Annotated in this window: 20 protein-coding genes, 1 pseudogene and 1 riboswitch; of the genes and pseudogenes, 13 read left to right on the top strand and 8 right to left on the bottom strand. The window is 72.1% G+C overall.

Features of this window, described 5'->3' with window-relative positions; all coding sequences use genetic code 11:
- The first annotated feature begins 87 nt into the window (after positions 1-87).
- The 5 genes from ACFQZ6_RS26745 to cobT all read left to right on the top strand — a co-directional run bounded on the left by ACFQZ6_RS26745 (position 88) and on the right by cobT (position 5,267).
- Positions 88-402 carry a FeoA family protein gene (locus ACFQZ6_RS26745; protein ID WP_381613583.1) on the top strand — a complete coding sequence of 105 codons (315 nt, stop codon included), beginning with the start codon at positions 88-90 and terminating at the stop codon, positions 400-402.
- Positions 399-2,378, top strand: a complete 1,980-nt coding sequence (gene feoB, locus ACFQZ6_RS26750) for a ferrous iron transporter B (RefSeq protein WP_381613586.1) — start codon at positions 399-401, stop codon at positions 2,376-2,378. The genes ACFQZ6_RS26745 and feoB overlap by 4 nt, the downstream gene beginning before the upstream one ends.
- 7 nt (positions 2,379-2,385) lie before the next feature.
- A complete protein-coding gene (locus ACFQZ6_RS26755) occupies positions 2,386-2,928 on the top strand; it encodes a NifU family protein (protein ID WP_381613589.1) in 543 nt (180 codons plus the stop codon).
- A gap of 180 nt (positions 2,929-3,108) precedes the next feature.
- Positions 3,109-3,789: a YitT family protein gene (locus tag ACFQZ6_RS26760; protein ID WP_381613592.1), complete on the top strand. Its 681-nt coding sequence runs from the start codon at positions 3,109-3,111 to the stop codon at positions 3,787-3,789.
- Positions 3,790-3,844: 55 nt separating this feature from the next.
- Positions 3,845-4,025: riboswitch (cobalamin riboswitch) on the top strand.
- A 93-nt stretch (positions 4,026-4,118) separates the two neighbouring features.
- Positions 4,119-5,267 (top strand): nicotinate-nucleotide--dimethylbenzimidazole phosphoribosyltransferase, encoded by a 1,149-nt coding sequence (cobT, locus tag ACFQZ6_RS26765; protein WP_381618667.1) that lies wholly within the window; start codon positions 4,119-4,121, stop codon positions 5,265-5,267.
- A 1-nt stretch (position 5,268) separates the two neighbouring features.
- On the opposite strand, the gene ACFQZ6_RS26770 is transcribed toward cobT, so the two are convergent.
- Together ACFQZ6_RS26770 and rpmF are read right to left on the bottom strand one after the other, a co-directional pair.
- Entirely contained in the window at positions 5,269-5,397 is a 129-nt protein-coding gene (locus ACFQZ6_RS26770; RefSeq protein WP_381613595.1) for a hypothetical protein, read from the bottom strand.
- Positions 5,397-5,567 carry a 50S ribosomal protein L32 gene (rpmF, locus tag ACFQZ6_RS26775; protein ID WP_381613597.1) on the bottom strand — a complete coding sequence of 57 codons (171 nt, stop codon included), beginning with the start codon at positions 5,565-5,567 and terminating at the stop codon, positions 5,397-5,399. The genes ACFQZ6_RS26770 and rpmF overlap by 1 nt, the downstream gene beginning before the upstream one ends.
- A 198-nt stretch (positions 5,568-5,765) precedes the next feature.
- On the opposite strand from rpmF, the gene ACFQZ6_RS26780 reads away from it, so the two are divergent.
- From ACFQZ6_RS26780 to ACFQZ6_RS26805, 6 genes and pseudogenes are all read left to right on the top strand, one after another.
- Positions 5,766-6,191, top strand: a complete 426-nt coding sequence (locus tag ACFQZ6_RS26780) for a hypothetical protein (protein WP_381613600.1) — start codon at positions 5,766-5,768, stop codon at positions 6,189-6,191.
- 50 nt (positions 6,192-6,241) lie between these two features.
- On the top strand, positions 6,242-8,590 hold the full coding sequence (locus ACFQZ6_RS26785; protein WP_381613602.1) for a hypothetical protein: 2,349 nt from the start codon (positions 6,242-6,244) through the stop codon (positions 8,588-8,590).
- A gap of 29 nt (positions 8,591-8,619) precedes the next feature.
- Positions 8,620-9,294 (top strand): hypothetical protein, encoded by a 675-nt coding sequence (locus tag ACFQZ6_RS26790; protein WP_381613605.1) that lies wholly within the window; start codon positions 8,620-8,622, stop codon positions 9,292-9,294.
- 118 nt (positions 9,295-9,412) lie between these two features.
- Positions 9,413-9,745: pseudogene (locus ACFQZ6_RS26795) on the top strand (esterase/lipase family protein); the annotation flags it as partial.
- Between the two features lie 55 nt (positions 9,746-9,800).
- The gene (locus ACFQZ6_RS26800; protein ID WP_381613608.1) at positions 9,801-10,118 is read left to right on the top strand and encodes a hypothetical protein; all 318 of its coding nucleotides are present in this window, start codon (positions 9,801-9,803) and stop codon (positions 10,116-10,118) included.
- 134 nt (positions 10,119-10,252) lie between these two features.
- Positions 10,253-11,116, top strand: coding sequence for a prephenate dehydratase (locus ACFQZ6_RS26805; protein ID WP_381613611.1), 864 nt, complete (start codon positions 10,253-10,255; stop codon positions 11,114-11,116).
- Positions 11,117-11,121: 5 nt separating this feature from the next.
- Here ACFQZ6_RS26805 and ACFQZ6_RS26810 read toward each other — a convergent pair whose 3' ends face one another.
- On the bottom strand, positions 11,122-11,610 hold the full coding sequence (locus tag ACFQZ6_RS26810; RefSeq protein WP_381618669.1) for a TetR/AcrR family transcriptional regulator: 489 nt from the start codon (positions 11,608-11,610) through the stop codon (positions 11,122-11,124).
- Between the two features lie 210 nt (positions 11,611-11,820).
- Here ACFQZ6_RS26810 and ACFQZ6_RS26815 point away from each other — a divergent pair, with 210 nt between their 5' ends.
- Positions 11,821-13,359: an MDR family MFS transporter gene (locus tag ACFQZ6_RS26815; RefSeq protein ID WP_381613614.1), complete on the top strand. Its 1,539-nt coding sequence runs from the start codon at positions 11,821-11,823 to the stop codon at positions 13,357-13,359.
- A gap of 14 nt (positions 13,360-13,373) precedes the next feature.
- Here ACFQZ6_RS26815 and ACFQZ6_RS26820 read toward each other — a convergent pair whose 3' ends face one another.
- Both ACFQZ6_RS26820 and ACFQZ6_RS26825 read right to left on the bottom strand, forming a co-directional pair.
- Positions 13,374-14,285, bottom strand: coding sequence for a helix-turn-helix domain-containing protein (locus tag ACFQZ6_RS26820; protein ID WP_381613617.1), 912 nt, complete (start codon positions 14,283-14,285; stop codon positions 13,374-13,376).
- A gap of 94 nt (positions 14,286-14,379) precedes the next feature.
- Complete coding sequence (locus ACFQZ6_RS26825) at positions 14,380-15,066, bottom strand: alpha/beta fold hydrolase (protein WP_381613620.1); 687 nt, start codon at positions 15,064-15,066, stop codon at positions 14,380-14,382.
- A 225-nt stretch (positions 15,067-15,291) separates the two neighbouring features.
- Between ACFQZ6_RS26825 and msrA the strand changes: the two genes are divergently transcribed.
- The gene (gene msrA / locus ACFQZ6_RS26830) at positions 15,292-15,807 is read left to right on the top strand and encodes a peptide-methionine (S)-S-oxide reductase MsrA (protein ID WP_381613623.1); all 516 of its coding nucleotides are present in this window, start codon (positions 15,292-15,294) and stop codon (positions 15,805-15,807) included.
- Here msrA and ACFQZ6_RS26835 read toward each other — a convergent pair whose 3' ends face one another.
- From ACFQZ6_RS26835 to ACFQZ6_RS26845, 3 genes are all read right to left on the bottom strand, one after another.
- Positions 15,808-16,869, bottom strand: coding sequence for an alpha/beta fold hydrolase (locus tag ACFQZ6_RS26835; protein WP_381613626.1), 1,062 nt, complete (start codon positions 16,867-16,869; stop codon positions 15,808-15,810).
- Positions 16,870-16,999: 130 nt separating this feature from the next.
- The gene (locus ACFQZ6_RS26840; protein WP_381618671.1) at positions 17,000-17,167 is read right to left on the bottom strand and encodes a response regulator transcription factor; all 168 of its coding nucleotides are present in this window, start codon (positions 17,165-17,167) and stop codon (positions 17,000-17,002) included.
- Entirely contained in the window at positions 17,121-19,511 is a 2,391-nt protein-coding gene (locus ACFQZ6_RS26845; protein ID WP_381613628.1) for an AAA family ATPase, read from the bottom strand. The genes ACFQZ6_RS26840 and ACFQZ6_RS26845 overlap by 47 nt, the downstream gene beginning before the upstream one ends.
- Positions 19,512-19,588 lie beyond the last annotated feature (77 nt).

Raw genomic sequence — 19,588 nt, forward strand, 5'->3', positions numbered from 1 at the left:
TCCTGCGGGTGGGGCCGAGGTGCCCATGCTCGGGAAGTAAGGCAAGGCTAGCCTCACCATCACTTGTGGTGGTGGGAGAGGCGGCAGATGAGCAGCGTGGAGCCGGAATGTGGCGAGGCCGGTGCCCGGACGGTCTCCGTCGCGGCACGTGGGGCACGTGGGGCGCTTTCCCTGGCCGACCTGGCGCCGGGGGCCCGGGCCACGGTGACGGAGGTCGTGGGCGCGCAGGCGCCCACCGTGGCGCGCCGGTTGGCCGACCTCGGGTTCGTTCCCGGCGCGGTGGTGGAGGTCGTACGGCGGGCCCCGCTGCGCGACCCGGTCGTCTACCGGGTCCAGGACTACGAGGTGTGCCTGCGGCGGGCGCAGTCCGCGTGGGTGCGCGTCACGGAGGCGGGAGCGTGAGCGGGGGGTGCCACGAGCCCGCCCCGGACGCCGCCGCCGGGACGGCCCTGGCCGAAGGCGCCGAGGATGCCGAGGTCGAGCGGATCGCCCTCGTCGGCAGCCCCAACGCGGGCAAGACCAGCGTCTTCAACGGGCTGACGGGGCTGCGCGCCAAGACCGGCAACTACCCCGGCGTGACCGTCGCCCGGTTCGTCGGAAGCTGCCGGGCGGGCGGGCGCAGGTACCTCGTCGAGGATCTGCCGGGCACCTACGGCCTGGAGCCGGTCAGCCCGGACGAGCGGATCACGGTCGACGTGCTGGAGGGCCGCCTGGAGGGGACGCCGCGCCCGGACGCCGTACTCGTCGTCGTGGACGCCACCACACTCCAGCGGTCCCTCGCCTTCGTCGCCCAGGTGCTGGCCCGTGGGCTGCCGACCTGCGTGGTGGTGACGTTCGTCGACGAACTGGCGCGCCGTCAGGGGCGGGTGGACGTGGACGCTTTGGGCCAGGCGCTCGGTGTGCCGACGGTGGCGGTCGTCGGCCACCGGGGGTACGGCATCGAGCGGCTGCGGGAGCGGCTCGCCCAGTGGCGTGCCTGGACGGCGCCGGTCGTGGCGCCGCCCACCGACCCGGGGGAACGGGACGCCTGGGTGCGGTCGGTGCTGGCCTTCGCCGACTACCGCGCCCCGGAACGGCACAAGGTCACCCGGCGCGTGGACGCCGTCCTGCTGCACCCGGTGTGGGGGACGGTGACGTTCCTCGCGGTGATGGTGCTGTTCTTCCAGACGGTCTTCACCGTGGCCGCCCCGCTCCAGGACGCCGTCGAGGCGCTCTTCGTACGGCTGTCCGGCCTGGTCGCCGAGCACGTCGGGCCCGCCTGGCTGGCCGGGCTGCTGGGCGACGCCCTGATCGGCGGCGTCGGCGGGGTCGTGGTCTTCGTACCGCAGATCGTGCTGCTGTTCCTGCTCCTCGCCCTGCTGGAGGGCGTCGGCTACCTGGCCCGCGCGGCGTTCCTGATGGACCGGGTGATGGGGCGGTTCGGGCTGGAGGGGCGGGCGTTCGTGGCGCTGCTGTCGTCCTTCGCCTGCGCGATCCCCGGCATCATGGCCACCCGCACCCTGCCCTCGGCCAGGGACCGCCTCGCCACCATGATGGCCGCCCCGCTGATGACCTGCTCGGCGCGGCTGCCGGTCTACGTCCTGCTCATCGGGCTGCTCGTCGACCCGTCCGGGCGGGTCGGCCCGTTCGGCGCGCAGGGCCTGGTCATGTTCGGCCTGTACCTGCTCGGCGCCGTGTCCGCGCTGCTGGCCGCCTGGGTGTTCAAGAGGCTCGGCGACCGGCGCGGCCAGACGGTGCCGTTCTACATGGAGATGCCGCCCTACCGACTGCCCGCCCCGCGCGCGGTGCTGGTGGCGGTGTGGTCGTCCGCGCGTGCCTTCCTGCGCAAGTGCTCCACCGTCATCGTCACCACCACCGTCGTCCTGTGGCTGCTGCTGAACCTGCCGCTGCACTCCGCCGCGCAGCTCCGCGCGGCGGGCGTCGACCCCGACGACCCCGTCGCCGTGTCCGCGTACTCCGTCGACCACAGCTACGCCGCCGACCTGGGCCGCTCCGTCTCCCCCGTCTTCGAGCCGCTCGGCTTCGACTGGCGGATCAACATCGGCGTCCTGTCCGCGCAGGGCGCCCGCGAGACCTTCGTCGCCACCCTGGGGCAGGTCGCGGCGGCCGAGGACCCGGAGGACCCGGCGCGGGCGCTGCGGACCATGACGTACGCCGACGGGCCGCACGCCGGGGAACCGGTCTTCACCGCGCCCACCATCGCCGCGCTGCTGGTCTACTTCGTGTACGCCCTCCAGTGCATGGCCACGGTGGCGGTCCTGCGCCGCGAGACCGGGACGTGGAAGTGGCCGGGGATCGCCCTCGCCTACCTCACGGCGCTGGCCTGGCTGATGGCCTTCCTGGCCCGGACGGTGACCGTTCTGCTGGGGGGCGGGTGAGGAGAGCGTGATTCCCCTTCACCCGCAGCGGGTTCCGGGTGAGCCCGAGGCGCTGCGCTGGATCATCCCCGCCGGGACACTGCCGTGCACCGGCGTACCGGCCGGGGTTCCCGGGCCGCTGGCCGCGCTGCTGGCCGACGGGACGCTGGGCCGGGTCGTGGTGGAGCCCGGGGCGGTGGTCACCTGCCTGGGTGCGGGGCGTGGTTGGGGTACGGAGGTCGCCCCGGTTCGTACGGCGCTGCACGCCGCGTTGGCCGATCCCGGGGGGTGGGTGGCCGGGGGTGGTGGTACCGACGGCGCTCGTGACGATGACGTACGGCTGCGCGGTGCGGTCCGTGAGGTTCTTGCCGGGGCCGTGGGGGACTTCGCCCGGTCGCACGGGGGCGGCATCGAACTGGTCGGCGTGGACGGGGGCGTCGTGACCGTCCGCCTCGCGGGTGCCTGCCACGGCTGTCCCGCCGCCTGGCTCACGCTGCACCGGCGCCTGGAGCGGGAGTTGCGCCGACGCCATCCTGGTCTGGTGGGGGTGCGGGAGGTGGGGGCGCGGTGACTTAGGGGTCGGCGCTGGTGACGTAGGAGTGGCGACAGGGGCCGGTGGGCCCTACTGCCGTGCCTGTTCGGCCCAGGCGGGTGGGTGTTCGGCATCGCCATGCTGGCGTGGGACCGGCCCGGGGCTGGTCAGGGGGCCGCCCCCGAACCGGCCGACCGTGACGTGAACCGCTGGAGACCCATGAGCAGTCCGGAGACACCGACGAGGGCCGTGGGGCAGTGGGGGTGGCCCAGGCGGCCCGCCGACCGCACCGCTCCGGCCGTCACGTCGACGAAGCACGGGGTGGTCGAGGACGTACTGGGCATCCTCACCGGCACCTTCCTCGCCTCGCTCGGGCTCTTCCTCCTCCAGGCCAGCGGGACCGTCACGGGCGGCACCGCGGGGCTGGCGCTGCTGCTCAGCTACGCGGTCGACGTGCCGTTCGGGGTGGTCTTCCTCGCCGTGAACCTGCCCTTCTTCGCGCTCGCCGTCCGGCGCAAGGGCTGGAGCTTCACGATCCGTACGGCGCTCTCGGTCGGCGTCGTCTCCCTGATGGCCTCGCTCCACCCCGCCGAGATCACCGAACTCGCCGTCGACCCGGTCTACGCCGCGCTCGCCGGGAACCTGCTCGCCGGGGTGGGGCTGCTCGTCCTCTTCCGGCACCGGTCCAGCCTCGGCGGCTTCAACATCCTCGCGCTGGTCGCGCAGGAACGGTTCGGTCTGCGGGCCGGATACGTGCAGATGGCCCTGGACGTCGTCATCGTGGTCGCGTCCCTGGCGGTCGTACCGCCGCTGAAGGTGCCGCTGTCCGTCGCCGGGGCGGTCGTCCTCAACACCGTCCTCGCCCTCAACCACCGGCCGGGGCGCTACACCGGTACCTGAAAGCCGTGGTGGGGGCTGGTGGCGGAGTGTGGCAGGATGCCGGGGACGGATGCGGAGGAACGCCGGTGCGGACCTGAGGGTCCAAGTCCGGGGCGGGCCCGCCACTGTGACCGGGGAGCCGTCTCCCGCTGATGGCCACTGGCGGCCGGTGTGAACCGGCGGCTGGGAAGGCCGGGAGCCGACGCCGGTAACCCTGCCGTACGCGCGGGGTGCCGAGAGCCGGGAGCCAGGATATTCCGGCCGTCCCGTAGCCGGGCGCTGCCTGCCCGGGGTGCGGCTCGTGCACGGCGGCGTGGAGAACCGCCGAGAGAGTAAGGACTGCCTTCGTGGTGCCTTCGACTGGCTCGGACCCTTCTAGCGGCCCTGCTGCCTTTGCCTTTGCCTCTGCCTCTGCTCTTGCGGTTGGTTCGTGGCTGGAACGCGCGCTGGCCGCCATCACCCCCGCGGACCCGGGCGCCCTCGCGGCGGCCCGGGACCGCCAGAACCGTCTGACCAAGCCGCCCGGCTCGCTCGGCCTGTTGGAGGAGGTGTCGGTCCAGCTCGCGGGCGTGGCGGGCAGTTGTCCGCCGCCGATGCCGACGCCCGCCGCGGTGGCCGTCTTCGCCGCCGACCACGGGGTCCACGCCCAGGGCGTGAGCGTCTGGCCGCAGGAGGTGACGGCGCAGATGGTCGCCAACTTCCTGGCCAGCGGCGCCGCCGTGAACGCGCTGGCCGCCCAGGCGGGGGCGAGGGTGGTCGTGGTGGACGTGGGCGTCGCGACGGACCTGCCGGTCCCGGACCCGACCCCGGACGGGCTGCTACGACGCCGGGTCCGGGCGGGCACCGCGGACATGACCCGCGTACCGGCGATGACACGTGAGGAGGCGGTCCGCGCGGTGGAGGTCGGCATCGGCGTGGCCTGGGAACTCGTCGACGACGGCTGCCGGTGCCTGCTCACCGGCGACATGGGCATCGCCAACACCACGGCCTCGGCGGCGCTGATCGCCGCGTTCACGGGCGTGGACCCGGACGAGGTGACCGGTCACGGGGCGGGGATCGACGCGGCGGCGCGCCGGCGCAAGGTGGGCGTGGTGCGCGCGGCCCTCGATCTGCACCAGCCGGACCCACGGGACCCGTTGGGGGTGGTGGCGGCGGTCGGCGGCCTCGAACACGCGGCGCTCGCCGGGTTCGTGCTGGGCGCCGCCGCGCGCCGGGTGCCGGTGATCCTGGACGGGGTGATCGCCTCGTCGGCGGCCCTGGTGGCGGCGGCGCTGTCACCGGACGCCGTGGCCGCGTGCGTGGCGGGACACCGCTCGGTCGAACCCGGCCACACCGTCGCCCTGCACCACCTCGGCCTGCGCCCCCTGGTCGACCTGGGGCTACGGCTCGGCGAGGGCACCGGTGCGCTGCTGGCCCTGCCGCTGGTGCAGGCGGGGGTGCGGGCGCTGCGCGAGATGGCCACGTTCGACTCGGCCGGGGTGACGAACAAGCACGCCTGACTCACGCGACCGGGCCCGGCTCAGCGGGCCCCGCGCCGGAGGAGAGGGGCAGGGCGCCGTGACAGTGCTCCTGCCCCTGCTCCATGGTGCCCGACAGCGCCGCCTCGCCACCGCGCGGCGAGGACGCCATCAGCCCTCGGGCCGCAGCAGACCACGCTCGTACGCCTTGGCCAGCCGCTGCGGAACCAGATGCGGCACACCGTCCACCGTCACCGACACGAGCTGCGGCGCGACCGCCTTCCACTGCGCGCGCCGGTGCCGGGTGTTGCTGCGCGACATCTTGCCTTTGGGTACGGCCATGGGGGCCTCCGGGTGGGGGTGATCGGTGAGCGGGACAGACGATACATGAAAATGGATGTCATTAACATCCCGGCTCAAGGGCTGCCGCATGGCTGGAAACCCTCGTCCGCGCGTTGCTCTTCCCTAAAGTCACTGTTCCTGCCGCGGGTACGGCGAAGGCCGTGCCGTGGCCGACGGAGGGCGGGAGTGAGGGAGTTCATGACCTTCGAGCAAGAGTGGGCCGCGCTGCGCACGGCGGCGGCCGAGCGTACCTCCACGCGGCTCAACAGCGTCCCTGCCGAGGGAGGCGGTGGCGACGGGAGGGATCTGGTCGTCAACCGGGACGACCTCGGCGCCATCGGCAATGACGCCTACGACCTGCTCGGACGGTTGGCGAAGGAGGGCGACATGGCCCGGCCCGCCACGTTCGACGCGGCGACGGCGTTGACCAACGGGAACTTCGTGAGCGGGGCAGCCGTGCTGAAGGTGCATGACTACTGGCAGACCCACCTGAGGACCCTGCTGGACGCCTGCGCGCAGATCTCGAACCACCTCGATTTCAGCAAGGCCCAGCACGCCAAGGACGAGGCGAAGATCGAGGGGCACCTGACGCGGATCTCCGTGCTCACGGAATACATGAAGTAGGGCTACTGAAACAGGGCTACATGGAGCAGGGCTAGGGGGAAGCGCTCGACGTGCTGAGGTACGAGGACTTGATCGACGCCCCGGTGGCGAAGCTGAAGGCCGCCGTCGACGACTGGTCGGACATGGCGCGGAAGCTGGACACACTCGCCACGGATGCCACCGACGGGATGAGGGCGAAGGCGGACAAGGCGTCCTGGGAGGGCGTCAACGCAGGCGTCACCAAGGCGTTCATCGGCAAGACGGCCAAGGAGTTCGCGGACGCCGCCGCCGAGGCCAAGGGCGTGAGGCTGATCCTGGAAGAGGGCTACGCGGCCATCAAGAAGGCCAGGGACGACCTGGTCAGCATCCGGGACCACGAGGCGCACGCGGCCGGTGTCCGCGTGGACGGCAAGGGCAGGGTCACGGCGCTGAAGCCGCTGTCCGAGGTCCCCGAGGCGCGGCGCGACCCCGACTACAACGACCTCCTGCGGGAGGAGAGGCGGAACATCGCGGCGTGGCAGAAGAGGATCGACCTCATCGTCGACAACTGCAACGACGCCGACCTCGCCCTCAAGAACGCCCTTGAGGCCAACGTCACCGACCGCAAGGACTTCAGCGCCCCGAAGTACACGAAGCTGGACCAGGAGGAGGCCGCCCGCGCCGCCGCTCTCGCGGCCAAGGGCCGGGACCTCACACACGTGGAGCTTCGGCAACTCAACGATCTGTTGAAGGACAACAGTTCGTCGATGGAGTTCGCCAAGGGCTTCTACGAGAAGCTCGGCCCCGAGAAGTCGCTCGCGTTCTTCGGTCAGCTCTCCACGGACACGTACGACCTGGGCAAGCTCGACGCGCAGCGACTCAAGGATGTCCAGGAACTCCAGAAGAACCTGGGCCTGAATCTGGCCACCGCCTCACACGACAAGGAGTTCACCGCCAAGTGGGGGCCGGAACTCCGCAGGCTGGGTACGGAGCACATTCCGCTGGCCAAGCACGAATACGGCGGGCCGTTCGGGTACCAACTGCTCGGCGGAATCATGCGGTACGGGAACTACGACGCCAAGTTCCTCAACCCGATCGCCCAGCACGTGGCGCAACTGCACCAGAAGCAGCCGGACCTGTTCGCCGGGAACAAGGTGGTGAACAGTTCGTTCAAGAACCCGTACAACCCCTCCGGCGTCAACGGGGCTGGCTATGACCCGGCCATCGCCATGCTGGAAGCGCTCGGCAACAGCCCGGAAGCGGCGAAGAAGTTCTTCACCGACGCGCCGACCGCGTGCAACGAGGACGGAACGGTCAATTACGAGGCCACGGCCGACCTCGGAAAGAACAAGTACGGGGAGGCGATCAACAACTACCTCGACTTCTTCACCAACGAGGAGTGGGAGTCCTTCCCCGACGTCAATACCCTCGACCAGAACGAGCTGGAGGCGTCCCTCAACCAGATGCCCGACGCCCTCGGCCACGCCCTGGAGGCGGCGACCCTCGGCTACCCGGCCGGGCACCCGGACGCCGACATGGTGCGGGACGCGGACAACGCCGCCGTCATGCGGCAGGTCATGGAGAAGTACGCCGCCGACCCGGGCCTGCTCAAGGAGCACCACGAGGCGATGGCCGACAGCCTGGGCGTCATGGGCGCCGGGTATGTCGACGACATCAACTGGGCGCTGGAAAAGAACCATACGGGCAGCGTGTTCGCCCCAGTGTGGAACGTGGACGGGCACCTCACCTTCGGGGACACCGTGGACGGGAACGGGCGGAGCGTCGTCCGGGGCTTCCTCAGCACCCTGGGCCAGCACCCGGACGCGTATGCGACGCTCTCGACCGCGGAGCAGGCGTACACCCGCAGCGTGCTGGAGGGGACAGTAGGCCCGGACGGGCGCATCCAGGAGGGCGCCGCGCGGGCGGCCGTGCGGGTGGGCGCCGAGGTGCAGGGGATGCTCGACCAGTCGCGGGCCGACCAGGTCGAGGCGACGAACCTCAAGGTCCACGAGGATTATGAGAAGGCGGTGGCCAAGCGGGCGGGCTGGGTCGAGTTCGGGGCCACGGCGGGCCTCGCGGCGGGCGTCGCCTTTCTGCCCGCGACGGCTGCGGTGGGTACGGCGGCGGTGCTCATCCCGCTGGCGACCGACACCGCCAGCGGTGCGGCCGAGCAGGTTATCGGCCAGATGGTGGGTGACATCTCCGGTAGCTCGGTGGAGAAGCACAAGGAGGAGATCGAGGAACTCACCGACACGGAAAGGAGGAGGGTCTTCGCCGCCGGGGAGAGCATGGCCGAGGCCCCTATGGAGGAGTTCACAGAGCGGCACGGCGTGGGCCGCAGCAGCACGCTCTGGGAGGACCTGCACTCAGCCATGCTGGACGGGTACGGGACCGGTAACGACCGGGAGAATCAGCAGGGCAACCGACCGGAGACCGGCTGAGGTCAGTGAATGGCCGAGGAAGCGTAAGGATGCGAACAGTGATCAGGCGTAGATCGGCACGCTGCGGACGCCTCGCTGCGGTCGTGGTCGGCTCGTTGCTTCTCGGGGCCACCGGCTGTGGAGGGGACGACGAAGCCCCGGCCGACAAGGACGTGGCAGGGACTGAACTCTGCGGCGGCAAGGCTGTTTCCGCCGAGGCGTCCAAAGCGCTGGAGGTGATCGCGGGGTCGTCGCGGTTCGAGGCGTCGGAGGAGAAGTACACCGTCGCGCAGACCGCTTCAGACCTGGTCGAGACGTGGCCACGAACCACCGTGGGCCGTGACATTGCCTGCCGTATCTTCACGTCCGGTTCGCCGCGGGTCCAGATCATCATCACCTGGGGCGTGGGCGACGGTCCTCCGACGGGCGCTCTGGGCCCGAGGTTCACTGTGCTGAAGATGGGGGAGCGGACCTTGGTGGCGGCGGACAAGGCGTCCGTCCACTTTGCGTGCCGCAGCGACAGGCTTCCCACTGCGAGGAAAACGGCCCACACCCTCATAGGCGTCGAGCGTTGGAGTATGCCGAAGGTGCCCGAGGGTGATGTCGAAGCCTTGAAAGACGCCTACGTGACCGTCGCCCACTCCTTCTCCCAGGCGATGGCCAAAGAGCTGCGCTGCGAGAAGAACGGTGGGCTTCCGGTGCGGCCCGTGCTCGATCCCGGGTAGGGCAGGGCCGGACAGCGGGTCGTGGGCCTTGAAGTGTTAAGTCATTCGACTGTCGCCCCCGGCCCGCCGCTCCACGAACCTGAAGCGGTCGTCGGCGTGCCGTAGCCGGATGGTCGTCATGCTCGGAGGAGCCCCCCCTGTGAACCACGCCCCCGTCGTCTTCATTCACGGTGCCTGGCTGCGCGCGCTGTCCTGGGAGACCTGGGCGGAGCGCTTCGCCAGTCGGGGGTTCCGCGCGTTCACGCCCGGCTGGCCCGGGGAGGCGGAGCCGTCGGGCGGGGCGTTCGCGGGGCTCCGTCTGGACGAGCTGGCGGAGCACTACGCCGGGATCGTCAGGGCCTTTGACACGGCGCCCGTGATCGTCGGGCACTCCGTCGGCGGGCTCATCGCGCAGCACCTCATCACCGCCGACATCGGCCGGGCCGCCGTCGCCATCGCCCCCGCCCCCCCTCGGCGGTGGCCGGTCGTGGACTCCTGGCGGCGAGCAGGACGCCGCCGGGCGACTGGTGTCCCTGTCCCCCGAGCGGTTCCACGCCGTCATCGCCAACACCTCCACGGCGCGGGAGTCGGCCCGGCTCTTCGAGCGTTACGCCGTCCCCGCGCCCCGCACCCTCCTCACCGACCTCGGCGACGCGGGCGCGGGACGCCCTCCCCGGCTCCCGGTCGACGTCCGCAACGCCGACCGCGGTCCGCTGCTGCTGGTCTCCGGGCAGGAGGACCTGCTGGTGCCCGACTCCGCCACGCGCGCCGTCTACAAGCAGTACGGCGACTCCACCGCCGTCACCGACCTCAAGCCGTTCGCGGACCGCGCCCACCACACCTAGGGGGTACGTCCGTCCCCTGGTCGCGGTGTGCGTGATGGTGTGGTCTTCGTCGATACTTCAGCCGGTGCGGTACGCGACGGAGCCTCTGCTGCCCGCCACAGGACCCGCATCCGCGCCAGGAAGGCTGAACCACGGTGACGACCGCCGCATACCAGGGTGAACCCGGATCCAACTCCGCCACCGCCGCGCGCGCCCTCTACCCCGAGGCCGACGGCGTACCCTGCACGAGCTTCGAGCAGGCCCTGGACGCCGTGACGCTCGGCGACGCCGACGTCGCCGTGATCCCGGTCGACAACTCCGCGGCCGGACGCGTGGCCGACGTACACCACCTGCTGCCCGAGTCGGGGCTGTTCATCGTCGCCGAGTACTTCCTCGCCATCCGGTTCGACCTGATGGGCGTGCCCGGGGCCACCTTCGAGCAGGTGGAGTGCGTCCGCAGTCATGTGCACGCGCTGGGGCAGTGCCGGAAGGTGCTGCGGGAGGGCGGCTGGCGCACCCTCGTCAGCGACGACACCGCCGGGGCGGCGCGCGAGGTGGCCGAGTTGGGCGACCCGCGGCACGCGGCGCTCGCCCCGCCCGCCGCGGCCGGGCTGTACGGCCTGGACGTGCTGCGCGCCGGGGTCGAGGACGACCCGGACAACACCACGCGGTTCGTCGTCCTCTCCCGGGACGCCGTCCTGGCCCCGCACAGCGCGGAACCGACGATGACGAGCCTGTTCTTCAGTGTCCGCAACATCCCCAGCGCCCTCTACAAGGCGCTCGGCGGGTTCGCCAGCAGCGGTGTGAACCTCACCAAGATCGAGAGCTACCAGATGGGCGCCGGGCTGGGCGCCAGCCGCTTCTACGTCGAGATCGAGGGCCACCCCGACGACGGACGCGTCGCCCTCGCCCTGCACGAACTGCGGTTCTTCTCCACCGAGGTACGTGTCCTCGGCGTGTACCCCGCACATCCGCACCGGCACCGGCACATGTGCCCGACGGGCCAGGGACACGTATAGGAGGGCTACGCCGCCCCGAGGCCGTTGAGCAGGGTGTCGACCACGACGTCCGCCGCCCGGCCCGCGCTCAGCTCGGGGAGTTGCCGGGAGACCAGGTGCATGAGCTGGGGCAGCAGCGCGCTCGCCCAGCCCTCCGGGAGGCCGGGGCGCAGGAGCCCCTCGTCGGTGGCGCGCCCCAGGAAGGCGTCGACCTCCGCGATGGCCGCGTCCCGACGGGCGTGGACGCTCTCGTCGGCGAGCATCCGGGCGAGGTCGACGGGCCAGGTGCGGTTGACGGCGATGATGTTCTCGACGTAGCGGTGCAGGGCGACGGCGACGGGGGCCTCGCGTAGCCGGGCGTCGGCGATGGCGGCCTCGATCGCGGTGAGGCGGGCTTCGTAGATGGCCGCGAGGAGTTCCTCGCGGGAGGAGAAGCGTCGGTAGACGGTGCGCCGGTCGACGCCTGCCTCGGCGGCGATGCTCGCGATGCTCGCGCCGGGGTCGGCGGCGAGCATACGTGCGCCGGTGGTCAGGACGGCTTCCAGATTGCGCGCTGCGTCAGCTCTCACCGCACCGATTCTAACCGCGGATCTAGCCGTGCAGTGTGATGCCTGAGACATCTAGCGTCTCGGGGGAGTAGAAGACTGAACTGTAAGCGCTACGATTGTGTGACAGTTAAATCGGATAGCGCCAGGCTTATGAGTCCTCTAGGAAGGTGTCCTTCGATGTCCAAGGTAGACAACTCCTCCTCAGCCAGGGCGGGGGGTGTCGCCGCCGCGATGAGCGCGCTGGTCCTGGCGGTCCTCCTCGCCGCCCTGGACCAGACGATCGTCTCGACCGCGCTGCCCCGGATCGCCGAGGACCTGCACGGGTTCGACGACATCGCGTGGGTCAGCGCCGCCTACCTGCTCGCGTCGACGGCGGTCACCCCGCTGTGGGGCAAGCTCGGTGACATGTTCGGCCGCAAGCGGCTCTACCTCGCCTCCACCTCGGTCTTCCTGGTCGCCTCCGTGGCCTGCGGCCTCGCCCGGGACCTGCCCGAACTGATCGGCGCCCGGGTGCTCCAGGGCGTGGGCGGCGGCGGCATGATCGTGCTGACCTTTGCCCTCGTCGGTGACCTCGTCACCCCGCGCGAACGCGGCCGGTACCAGGGCATGTTCGGCTCGGTCTACGGCGTCGCCAGCATCGTCGGCCCGCTGCTCGGCGGCGTCTTCACCGACCAGTTGTCCTGGCGGTGGGCGTTCCTGGTCAACCTGCCGGTCGGCGCCGTCGCCCTGGTGATCGCCGCGCGGGCGCTGCCCTCCGCCGACCGGAACACCCGGGGCACCCAGACACGTATCGACTACCTCGGTGCCACCCTGCTGGCCGCCCTCGCCACCGGGCTGGTCCTCGTCACGTCCTTCGGTGAGCGCTGGGGCTGGGGCTCACCGGCCATCGTCACCCTGGTCGTCGCCACCGTCGCGCTGGCCGTGCTGCTGGTGCCGGTCGAGCGGCGCGCCGCCGCCCCGGTCCTGCCGCCCGCGATGTTCGGCTCCCGGACCGTGGTGTTCTCGTCGCTGATCGGGTTCCTCGCCAACGCCGCGATGTTCGCCGTCCTGGTCTACCTGCCGACCTACCTCCAGATCGTGCGCGGCGTCTCGGCCACCCTCTCCGGCGTCCACATGCTGCCGCTGGTCGCCGGGCTGGTCGTCAGCCAGTCGCTGGCCGGACGCTGGGCCGCGCACGCCGACCGGCTGCGGGCGATCCTGCTGGCCGGGCTGGCCGCCAACCTCGCCGGGCTGCTCCTGCTCGGCACCATCGGGGCGGGCACCGGCACCCTCGTCCTGAGCGGCTACTTCCTGCTCACCGGCGTCGGCGTCGGCATGGTGCCGATGGTCGTGCTGACCACCGTCCAGAACAGCGTGCCCACCGCCGACCTCGGCGCCGCCAGCGCCGTCGTCACCTTCGCCCGCTCCATCGGCGCCGCCTTCGGGGTCGCCGTCTTCGGCACCCTCCTCAACACCGGCTTCGCCGACCGCACCCACGCCCTGCCGACCGACGGCGGCTTCGACGCCAGCCGTCCCGACACCGTCGGCCGACTGCCCGGCGCCCTGCGCGACACCGCCCTCGACGCCTTCGCCCACGCCACGGCCACGGGATACCTGTGGATCGCGCCCGCCCTCGCCGTCGGTGTCGTCCTCGCCCTCTTCCTGCGGCCCGCGCGGGGGACCGGTGCCGGGCACTCCGGTGCCGCGCCCGTCAGGGAGGACGCCCGCGCCGCCTGACCTCGTAGGCGACGCTAGCGGTGCGTGCTCCGTGCCGGGTCCGGGTCCACTCGCGCGTCCGGGTCCGGACCCGGTTGCGGGCGCCGCGCCGTCCAGGACGTGAGGATGCGCAGGGCGTCGTGCGAGGGGGTGCCGGGGGCGGCGGTCAGGACCATCAGGCGCTGGCCGGAGCCGTCGTCGCCGGACCAGGTGTCGCAGTCCAGAGTGAGGTCGCCGACCAGGGGGTGGCGGTACCGCTTGGTGCCGTACGTCGCGCTGTTGACGTGGTGCTCGGCCCACCAGGTGCGGAAGTCTGGGTCCTGGAAGGCCAGGTCGCCCACCAGACGGGCGAGGTCCGGGTCGTCGGGGTCGGCCGCCGCCTCCATCCGCAGCGCGGCCACCGCGTCCCGGGCGTCATGCGCCCACTCCCGGTGCAGTCCGCGGATCGCCGGGTCGGTGAACATCAGGCGCAGGTAGTTGCGGTGGTCGGCGGGGAGGGCGGCGAAGTCGGTGTAGAGGGCGGTGGCGGTGGGGTTCCAGGCCAGGACGTCGAGGCGTTTGCCGAGGACGAGGGCGGGGGTGTGCTTGAGCTGGTCGAGGAGGCGGCGCATGGCGGGCCGTACGCGTTGCGGGGTGGGGCGTCGGTGGGGGAGGTCGTGGGTGCGGTGGGCGAGTTCGTAGAGGTACCGCTGTTGGTCGTCGTCGAGGCGGAGGGCGCGGGTGAGGGTGGCGAGGACCGGGGCGGAGGCGCGGACGCGGCCCTGTTCGAGGCGGGTGTAGTAGTCGACGCTGATGGCGGCGAGCTGGGCGACCTCCTCACGGCGCAGCCCGGCCACCCGGCGGGGGGAGTCCGCGGCGGGCAGGCCGCACTCCCGTGGGTCCAGTTGTGCCCGGCGGGCCCGGAGGAAGGCGCCGAGGGCATGGGGGTCGGGTGCTGTCGGGCTCATGACGTCGATTCTCCTGCGGCGCGCGGACGTGTGCGAGGTGCCGGTGGGGCCGGGGCGGCGGGGGCCAGGTCGTCGCCCGCCGCCCTCCGGTGCGCTAGCGGACGGTCGCGCGGGCCGCGCGTTCGATCACGTCTACCACCAGGTGCGGGTGGGAGACGGCGACCGAGTGGGAGGCGGCGACCTCGGTGGTGTGGGCGGGCGCCCGCCGGGCCATGAAGCGCTGTACGGCCGGGGGGACGTTGAGGTCCGCGGTGGTGATGACGTCCCAGCTCGGGATGGTCTTCCAGGCGGCGGTCGTGGCCTTCTCCTCCAGCGCGGACCGGGCGATGGGGCGCTGTTCGGCGGCCATCAGGGCGGCCTGCGCGGCCGGGACGTCGGCGGCGAACTGGTGGGGGAACTCGTCCTGCCGGATGTAGAGGTCGGTGGCGGTGGAGCCGTCGGCCTGCTGGTAGGTGACCGGGTCGAGGGTGCCGGGGAGGGTGGAGCCCGGGTACTTGTTGGTCAGCTCCAGGGCGCTCTCGCCCGGCGCGGGCAGGAAGGCGGCGACGACCGGGTAGCCGTCGGCGCGCAGGTCGGCGATGACGCCGTTCCAACTGGAGCCGTCGGCGAAGGCGCCGTGCTCCAGGACGACGGTGGGCCTGACGTGCTTGCTGGCGTCCGCCGCCCCGGTCGCGCCGGTGGCCGTGCCGCTGAGGGCGAACGCACCGAGCGCGAGCCCCGCCGTGGCCGTCGCGACCACGCCCGTCAGCAGCCGCCCGCGGCCACCCTTGATGCTCACCACGACAGACCCTTCCAGGATCAGGAATGTTCTCGGTTCGTACGGTGTTCCGGTCTTACCGGCCATCGTCACTTGTCTGACTGGTGACGGTTCTGGCCGGTGACGAATCTTGCAGGAGCCTCGTCACCTGTCAATACGGTGACGAGGGTGGAGTCGTGTGCTGCTCGGGCCGCTGACGTGCGAGCCTGGAGACCTGCGCGAACGACGCGAAGTGAAAGGTGAGGTGCCATGAGCGACGTCGAGGAGAAGGCGCTGCTGGCGGGCGGCTGCTTCTGGGGTATGCAGGAGCTGATCCGGGCGCTGCCCGGGGTGACCCACACCCGGGTGGGTTACAGCGGCGACGACGACAAGCCCAACGCCACCTACCGCGACCACGGCAGGCACGCCGAGTCGATCGAGATCACCTACGACCCCAAGGTGACCGACTACCGCACGATCCTGGAGTACTTCTTCCAGATCCACGACCCGAGCACGAGGAACCGGCAGGGCAACGACATCGGCCTCAGCTACCGCTCCGCCATCTTCTACTACGACGACGAGCAGCGCCGCGTCGCCGAGGACACCATCGCCGACGTCGACGCCTCCGGGCTGTGGCCGGGGCCGGTGGTGACCGAGGTGGTGCCCGCCGGGCCGTTCTGGGAGGCCGAGCCGGAGCACCAGGACTACCTCCAGCGCTACCCGGACGGCTACACCTGCCACTTCCCGCGCCCGAACTGGCGCCTGCCCAAGCGCGACACGGTCTGATCAGAAGCGGTCGGCGTGGTCGACGCTGGCGAGGTGGGCCGCGTCGACCACCGCCTGGGCGAAGGCGCCGGGTGCCTCCTGCGGCAGGTTGTGGCCGATGTCCGCGATCGTGCGGTGCAGGTACGGGCCCGTGAAGTGGCCGCGGTAGGAGGCGCCGTCGCCCGGCGCGGTGAACGGGTCGAGGGCGGGGTCGAGGGTGACGGTGGGGACGCCGATGGGCGGCTGGGCGGCCAGTTGCCGCTCGTAGCGGTCGAAGCGCCGGTCACCCTCGATCAGGCTGATGCGCCAGCGGTAGTTGTAGAGGACGATCGCCGCGTAGTCGGGGTTGGTGAACGCCTCGGCGGTGCGCGCGAAGGTTGCGTCGGAGAAGTCCCAGTCGGGGGAGACGAGCGTCCACGTGTAGCGGCACAGGGCGATCCGCTCGTCGACGTTCTCCATGGCCTTCACCCCGCGGTCGGTGGCGAAGTACCACTGGTACCACCAGTTGTGCTCGACGCCCGGAGCGGCGGGCTCCAACTGCGCCTTGCGGTGGGTGATGAGGTAACCGCCGGTCGACACCAGGGCCGTGACCCGCTCCGGCCACAGGGCGGCGATGATGTCGGCGGTCCGTGAACCCCAGTCGAAACCGGCGAGGACGGCCTTGTCGACCTTCAGCGCGTCCATGAACGCGAGGACGTCCAGCGCGATGGCGGACTGCTCGGCGGTGCGGGGGGTGTGCAGGGACAGGAAGCGGGTGCCGCCGTGCCCGCGCAGGTAGGGGACGAGGACGCGGTACCCCCGTTCGGCGAGGAGCGGCGCGACGTCGACGTAGCTGTGGATGTCGTACGGCCAGCCGTGCAGCAGGATGACGACCGGGCCGTGCGCGGGACCGGCCTCCGCGTAACCGACGTCCAGGACCCCCGCCTTGACCTGCTTGAGCGTGCCGAACCCGGTGGGCGCGCCGGTCGGCTGACCGGTGGCGCCGGTCGCGGCAGACGCGTGGGTCGGCAGGCCGGACAGCGCGACCGCCGCCGCGCCGGTGCCCAGGCCGACGGCCTTGCTGAAGGTACGCCTGTTGATCATGTGAAGCCCTCCGCGGTGAGTCTCCGATTCCGTTGACGGACCACACTCTCGTCCGTCACGAAACCGGACACATCAGTCATGTGACGGTCGGCTGCGGAGGGCGGGGCACATGTGTCACGCGCCCTGGGGGTCAGTCATTCGACTGAGCCCTGGCGAGCGCGTCGCGGAGCGCGGCGCGCGAGGTGATGCCGAGCTTGGGGAACACGCGGTACAGGTGTGAGCTGACCGTGCGGGGGGACAGGCGGGTGCGTTCACCTATCTCCTTGTTGGTGAGGCCGGTGGCGGCGAGTTCGGCGATGCGGCGTTCCTGCCAGGTGAGGGCGGTGTGCGGGGTCGGCTGACCGGTGGCGCCGGTCGCGCGGGTGGCGCCGAGTTCGGCCCGGGTGCGCTCGGCCCACGGGGTCGCCCCGAGCCGTTCGAAGGTCCGGAGGGCCTCGGTGAGGTGCTGGCGGGTGGCCGGGGTGTGCGGTTGGTGGGTGGCGCGGGCGAGTTGGATGCGGGCGGTCTCGTAGGGGTGGGTGGCGGCGGCGGGGTGGTCCTGGGTGCGCTGGTGGTGCGCGGGGTCGGAGGTGGTGAGCGCGAGGGCGGCGTGGGTGAGGAGGTCGAGGCGGGGGGAGAGGCGGTGCAGGCCGTGGGTGTGGGCGGCCTGGGCGTGGGTGTGCGCCTGGTGGGTGCGTCCGGTGTGGAGGGCCGCCTCGGTCAGGTCGAGGAGGGTCCGCGGGGCCTGGTGGTTGTACGGGGTGAGGGTGCCGGGCGGTGTGATGCCGATGGCGTGCAGGTAGGCCGCCTCGTAGTCGCCCTCGGCCAGGGCGGCGGTGGTGCCGATGGTGTCGGTGACGTGGGTGAGGAAGCCGACGCCGCGGGGGCGGGCCGGTGCGCTGGAGGTACGGCCGGTACCGGCCGAGGGTGTCCACGTGGTAGGCGGCGACCCCCAGCCGGGTGATGTCCCAGGGGTCCAGGTCCGGAAGGCCGGTGAACTCGCGGTCCACCCGCTCCGCCACCCCGGCGCCGTGCCGCACGACGTCGCCCCACGCGTCGCGGTAGATCAGCGAGCGCGCCGGAACCAGCTCGCCCAGCGCGTCCAGCAGCGCGCGGGTCTCCTCCCACTGGGCCGGGTCGCTGGCGTACTGGTCGATGGCGAGCAGCAGGTTCACCAGGCGGGTGAGCGTCGTGGACGCCCGCCGCGGCGCGTCCGCGTGCAGCTTCTCGATCGCCGCCGTCACCTGCCGGTGCGAGTGCCGTACGTCGCCCTCCTCGAACAGCGCCAGGTAGGCGGTGGTGACCACGGAGGCGGGGGACTCGTCCGCGCCCGGCGCCCGGTCGGAGCGGACCAGCCGCTGCGCCTGGTCGGACAGGCCCGCGTGCCCGGCGACGAAGGCCGCGTCGGCCAGCCTGCGGGAGCGGTCCTCCTGTCCCTCGCTCAGCTCCGCGGCGCGGGTCAGCCAGGCGACCGCCGCCGCGGCGCCGCCCCGCCGGGTCGCGGACGTGGCCGCCGCTTCCAGTGCCGCCGCCACCTCCTCGTCCGGGTCGACCGTGGAGGCCGCGAGATGGGTGGCCCGCCGCTCGACGTCGTCGCGGTGCAGGCGGGCCAGGTCCGCGTGGGCGGCGCGCCGCTCGTTGGGGGTGGCCGTCTGCACCACGGTGGACCGCACCAGCGGGTGCCGGAAGACGAAGTCGCCGGTGAGCGGGTCGACGTCCAGCAGCCCGGCCGTGACCGCCTCGTCGGCGTCGCGCATCAGGTAGCGCGCCGAGCGGGAGGCGGACGCCGTACCGGGCGCCGTACCGGCACCGTCGAGGGCGCCGCGCAGCAGCTCCGCGCGGACCTGGGCGTCGAGCCGCCTGATACGTGTGCCGTAGACCTGCTGGAGGCGCCGGGGCAGGGGCAGCGCGGCATCGCGCAGCCCGAGGGCCCCGGCGGTCGTGAGGTCCGGTTGCCCGGCGCCGGGCGGGGCGGGCAGTTCGAGGAGGGCCAGGGGGTTCCCCCGGGCCTGGTCGAGCACGAGTCGGCGGCCGGGCGCCGCCAGCTCCGGGCGGCGCCGGTCGAGCAACTGCGCCGCCGCCGCGTCCGACAGGGCGGGGACCGGGAGTTCCGGCAGGGCGGCGGTGTCGAAGTCCGAGGCGACGTCGGAGCGCAGCGCCACCACCAGCCGCACCGAGCCGCCGGTGAGACGGCGCCCCACGAAGCCGAGCACCGCGACGCTGGCGGCGTCCAGCCAGTGGCCGTCGTCGAGGACCAGCAGCAGCGGCTGCGCCGAGGAGGCCAGGGACAGCAGGTCGAGGACGGCGATGCCGAGCGACATCACCGACGGGGGCTTCCCCTCGCTGCGCCCGAAGGCCGTGGCGAACACGGTGCGGTGCACCTGGTCCAGGCCGTCGACGGAGGGCAGCAGGGAGTACAGCAGTTGGTGCAGACCGGCGAACGGGAGCCCGGTCTCCGCCTCGATGCCCGCGGCCCGGACGACCATGTGCCCGGACCGCGCCGCGAGCTGGGCGACATGGTCGAGCAGGGCGCTCTTGCCGACACCCGTCTCCCCCTTGAGGACGAGGGACTGCCCATGATCCGCCGTCACGAACCCAGCCAGCACGCCCAGTTCGCCATCCCGGCCGACCATCGTCATGAGCGACCCGTCACATGTGTGCACGCCCTGAGCTTATGTGTGAGTGGCTCGCGTTTCTCGGTATCAGGGACCTGGATGCGGTGGATCTCACACAAGAGTGA

The organism is Streptomyces flavalbus, from assembly GCF_042674625.1.
Lineage (GTDB): Bacteria > Actinomycetota > Actinomycetes > Streptomycetales > Streptomycetaceae > Streptomyces > Streptomyces flavalbus.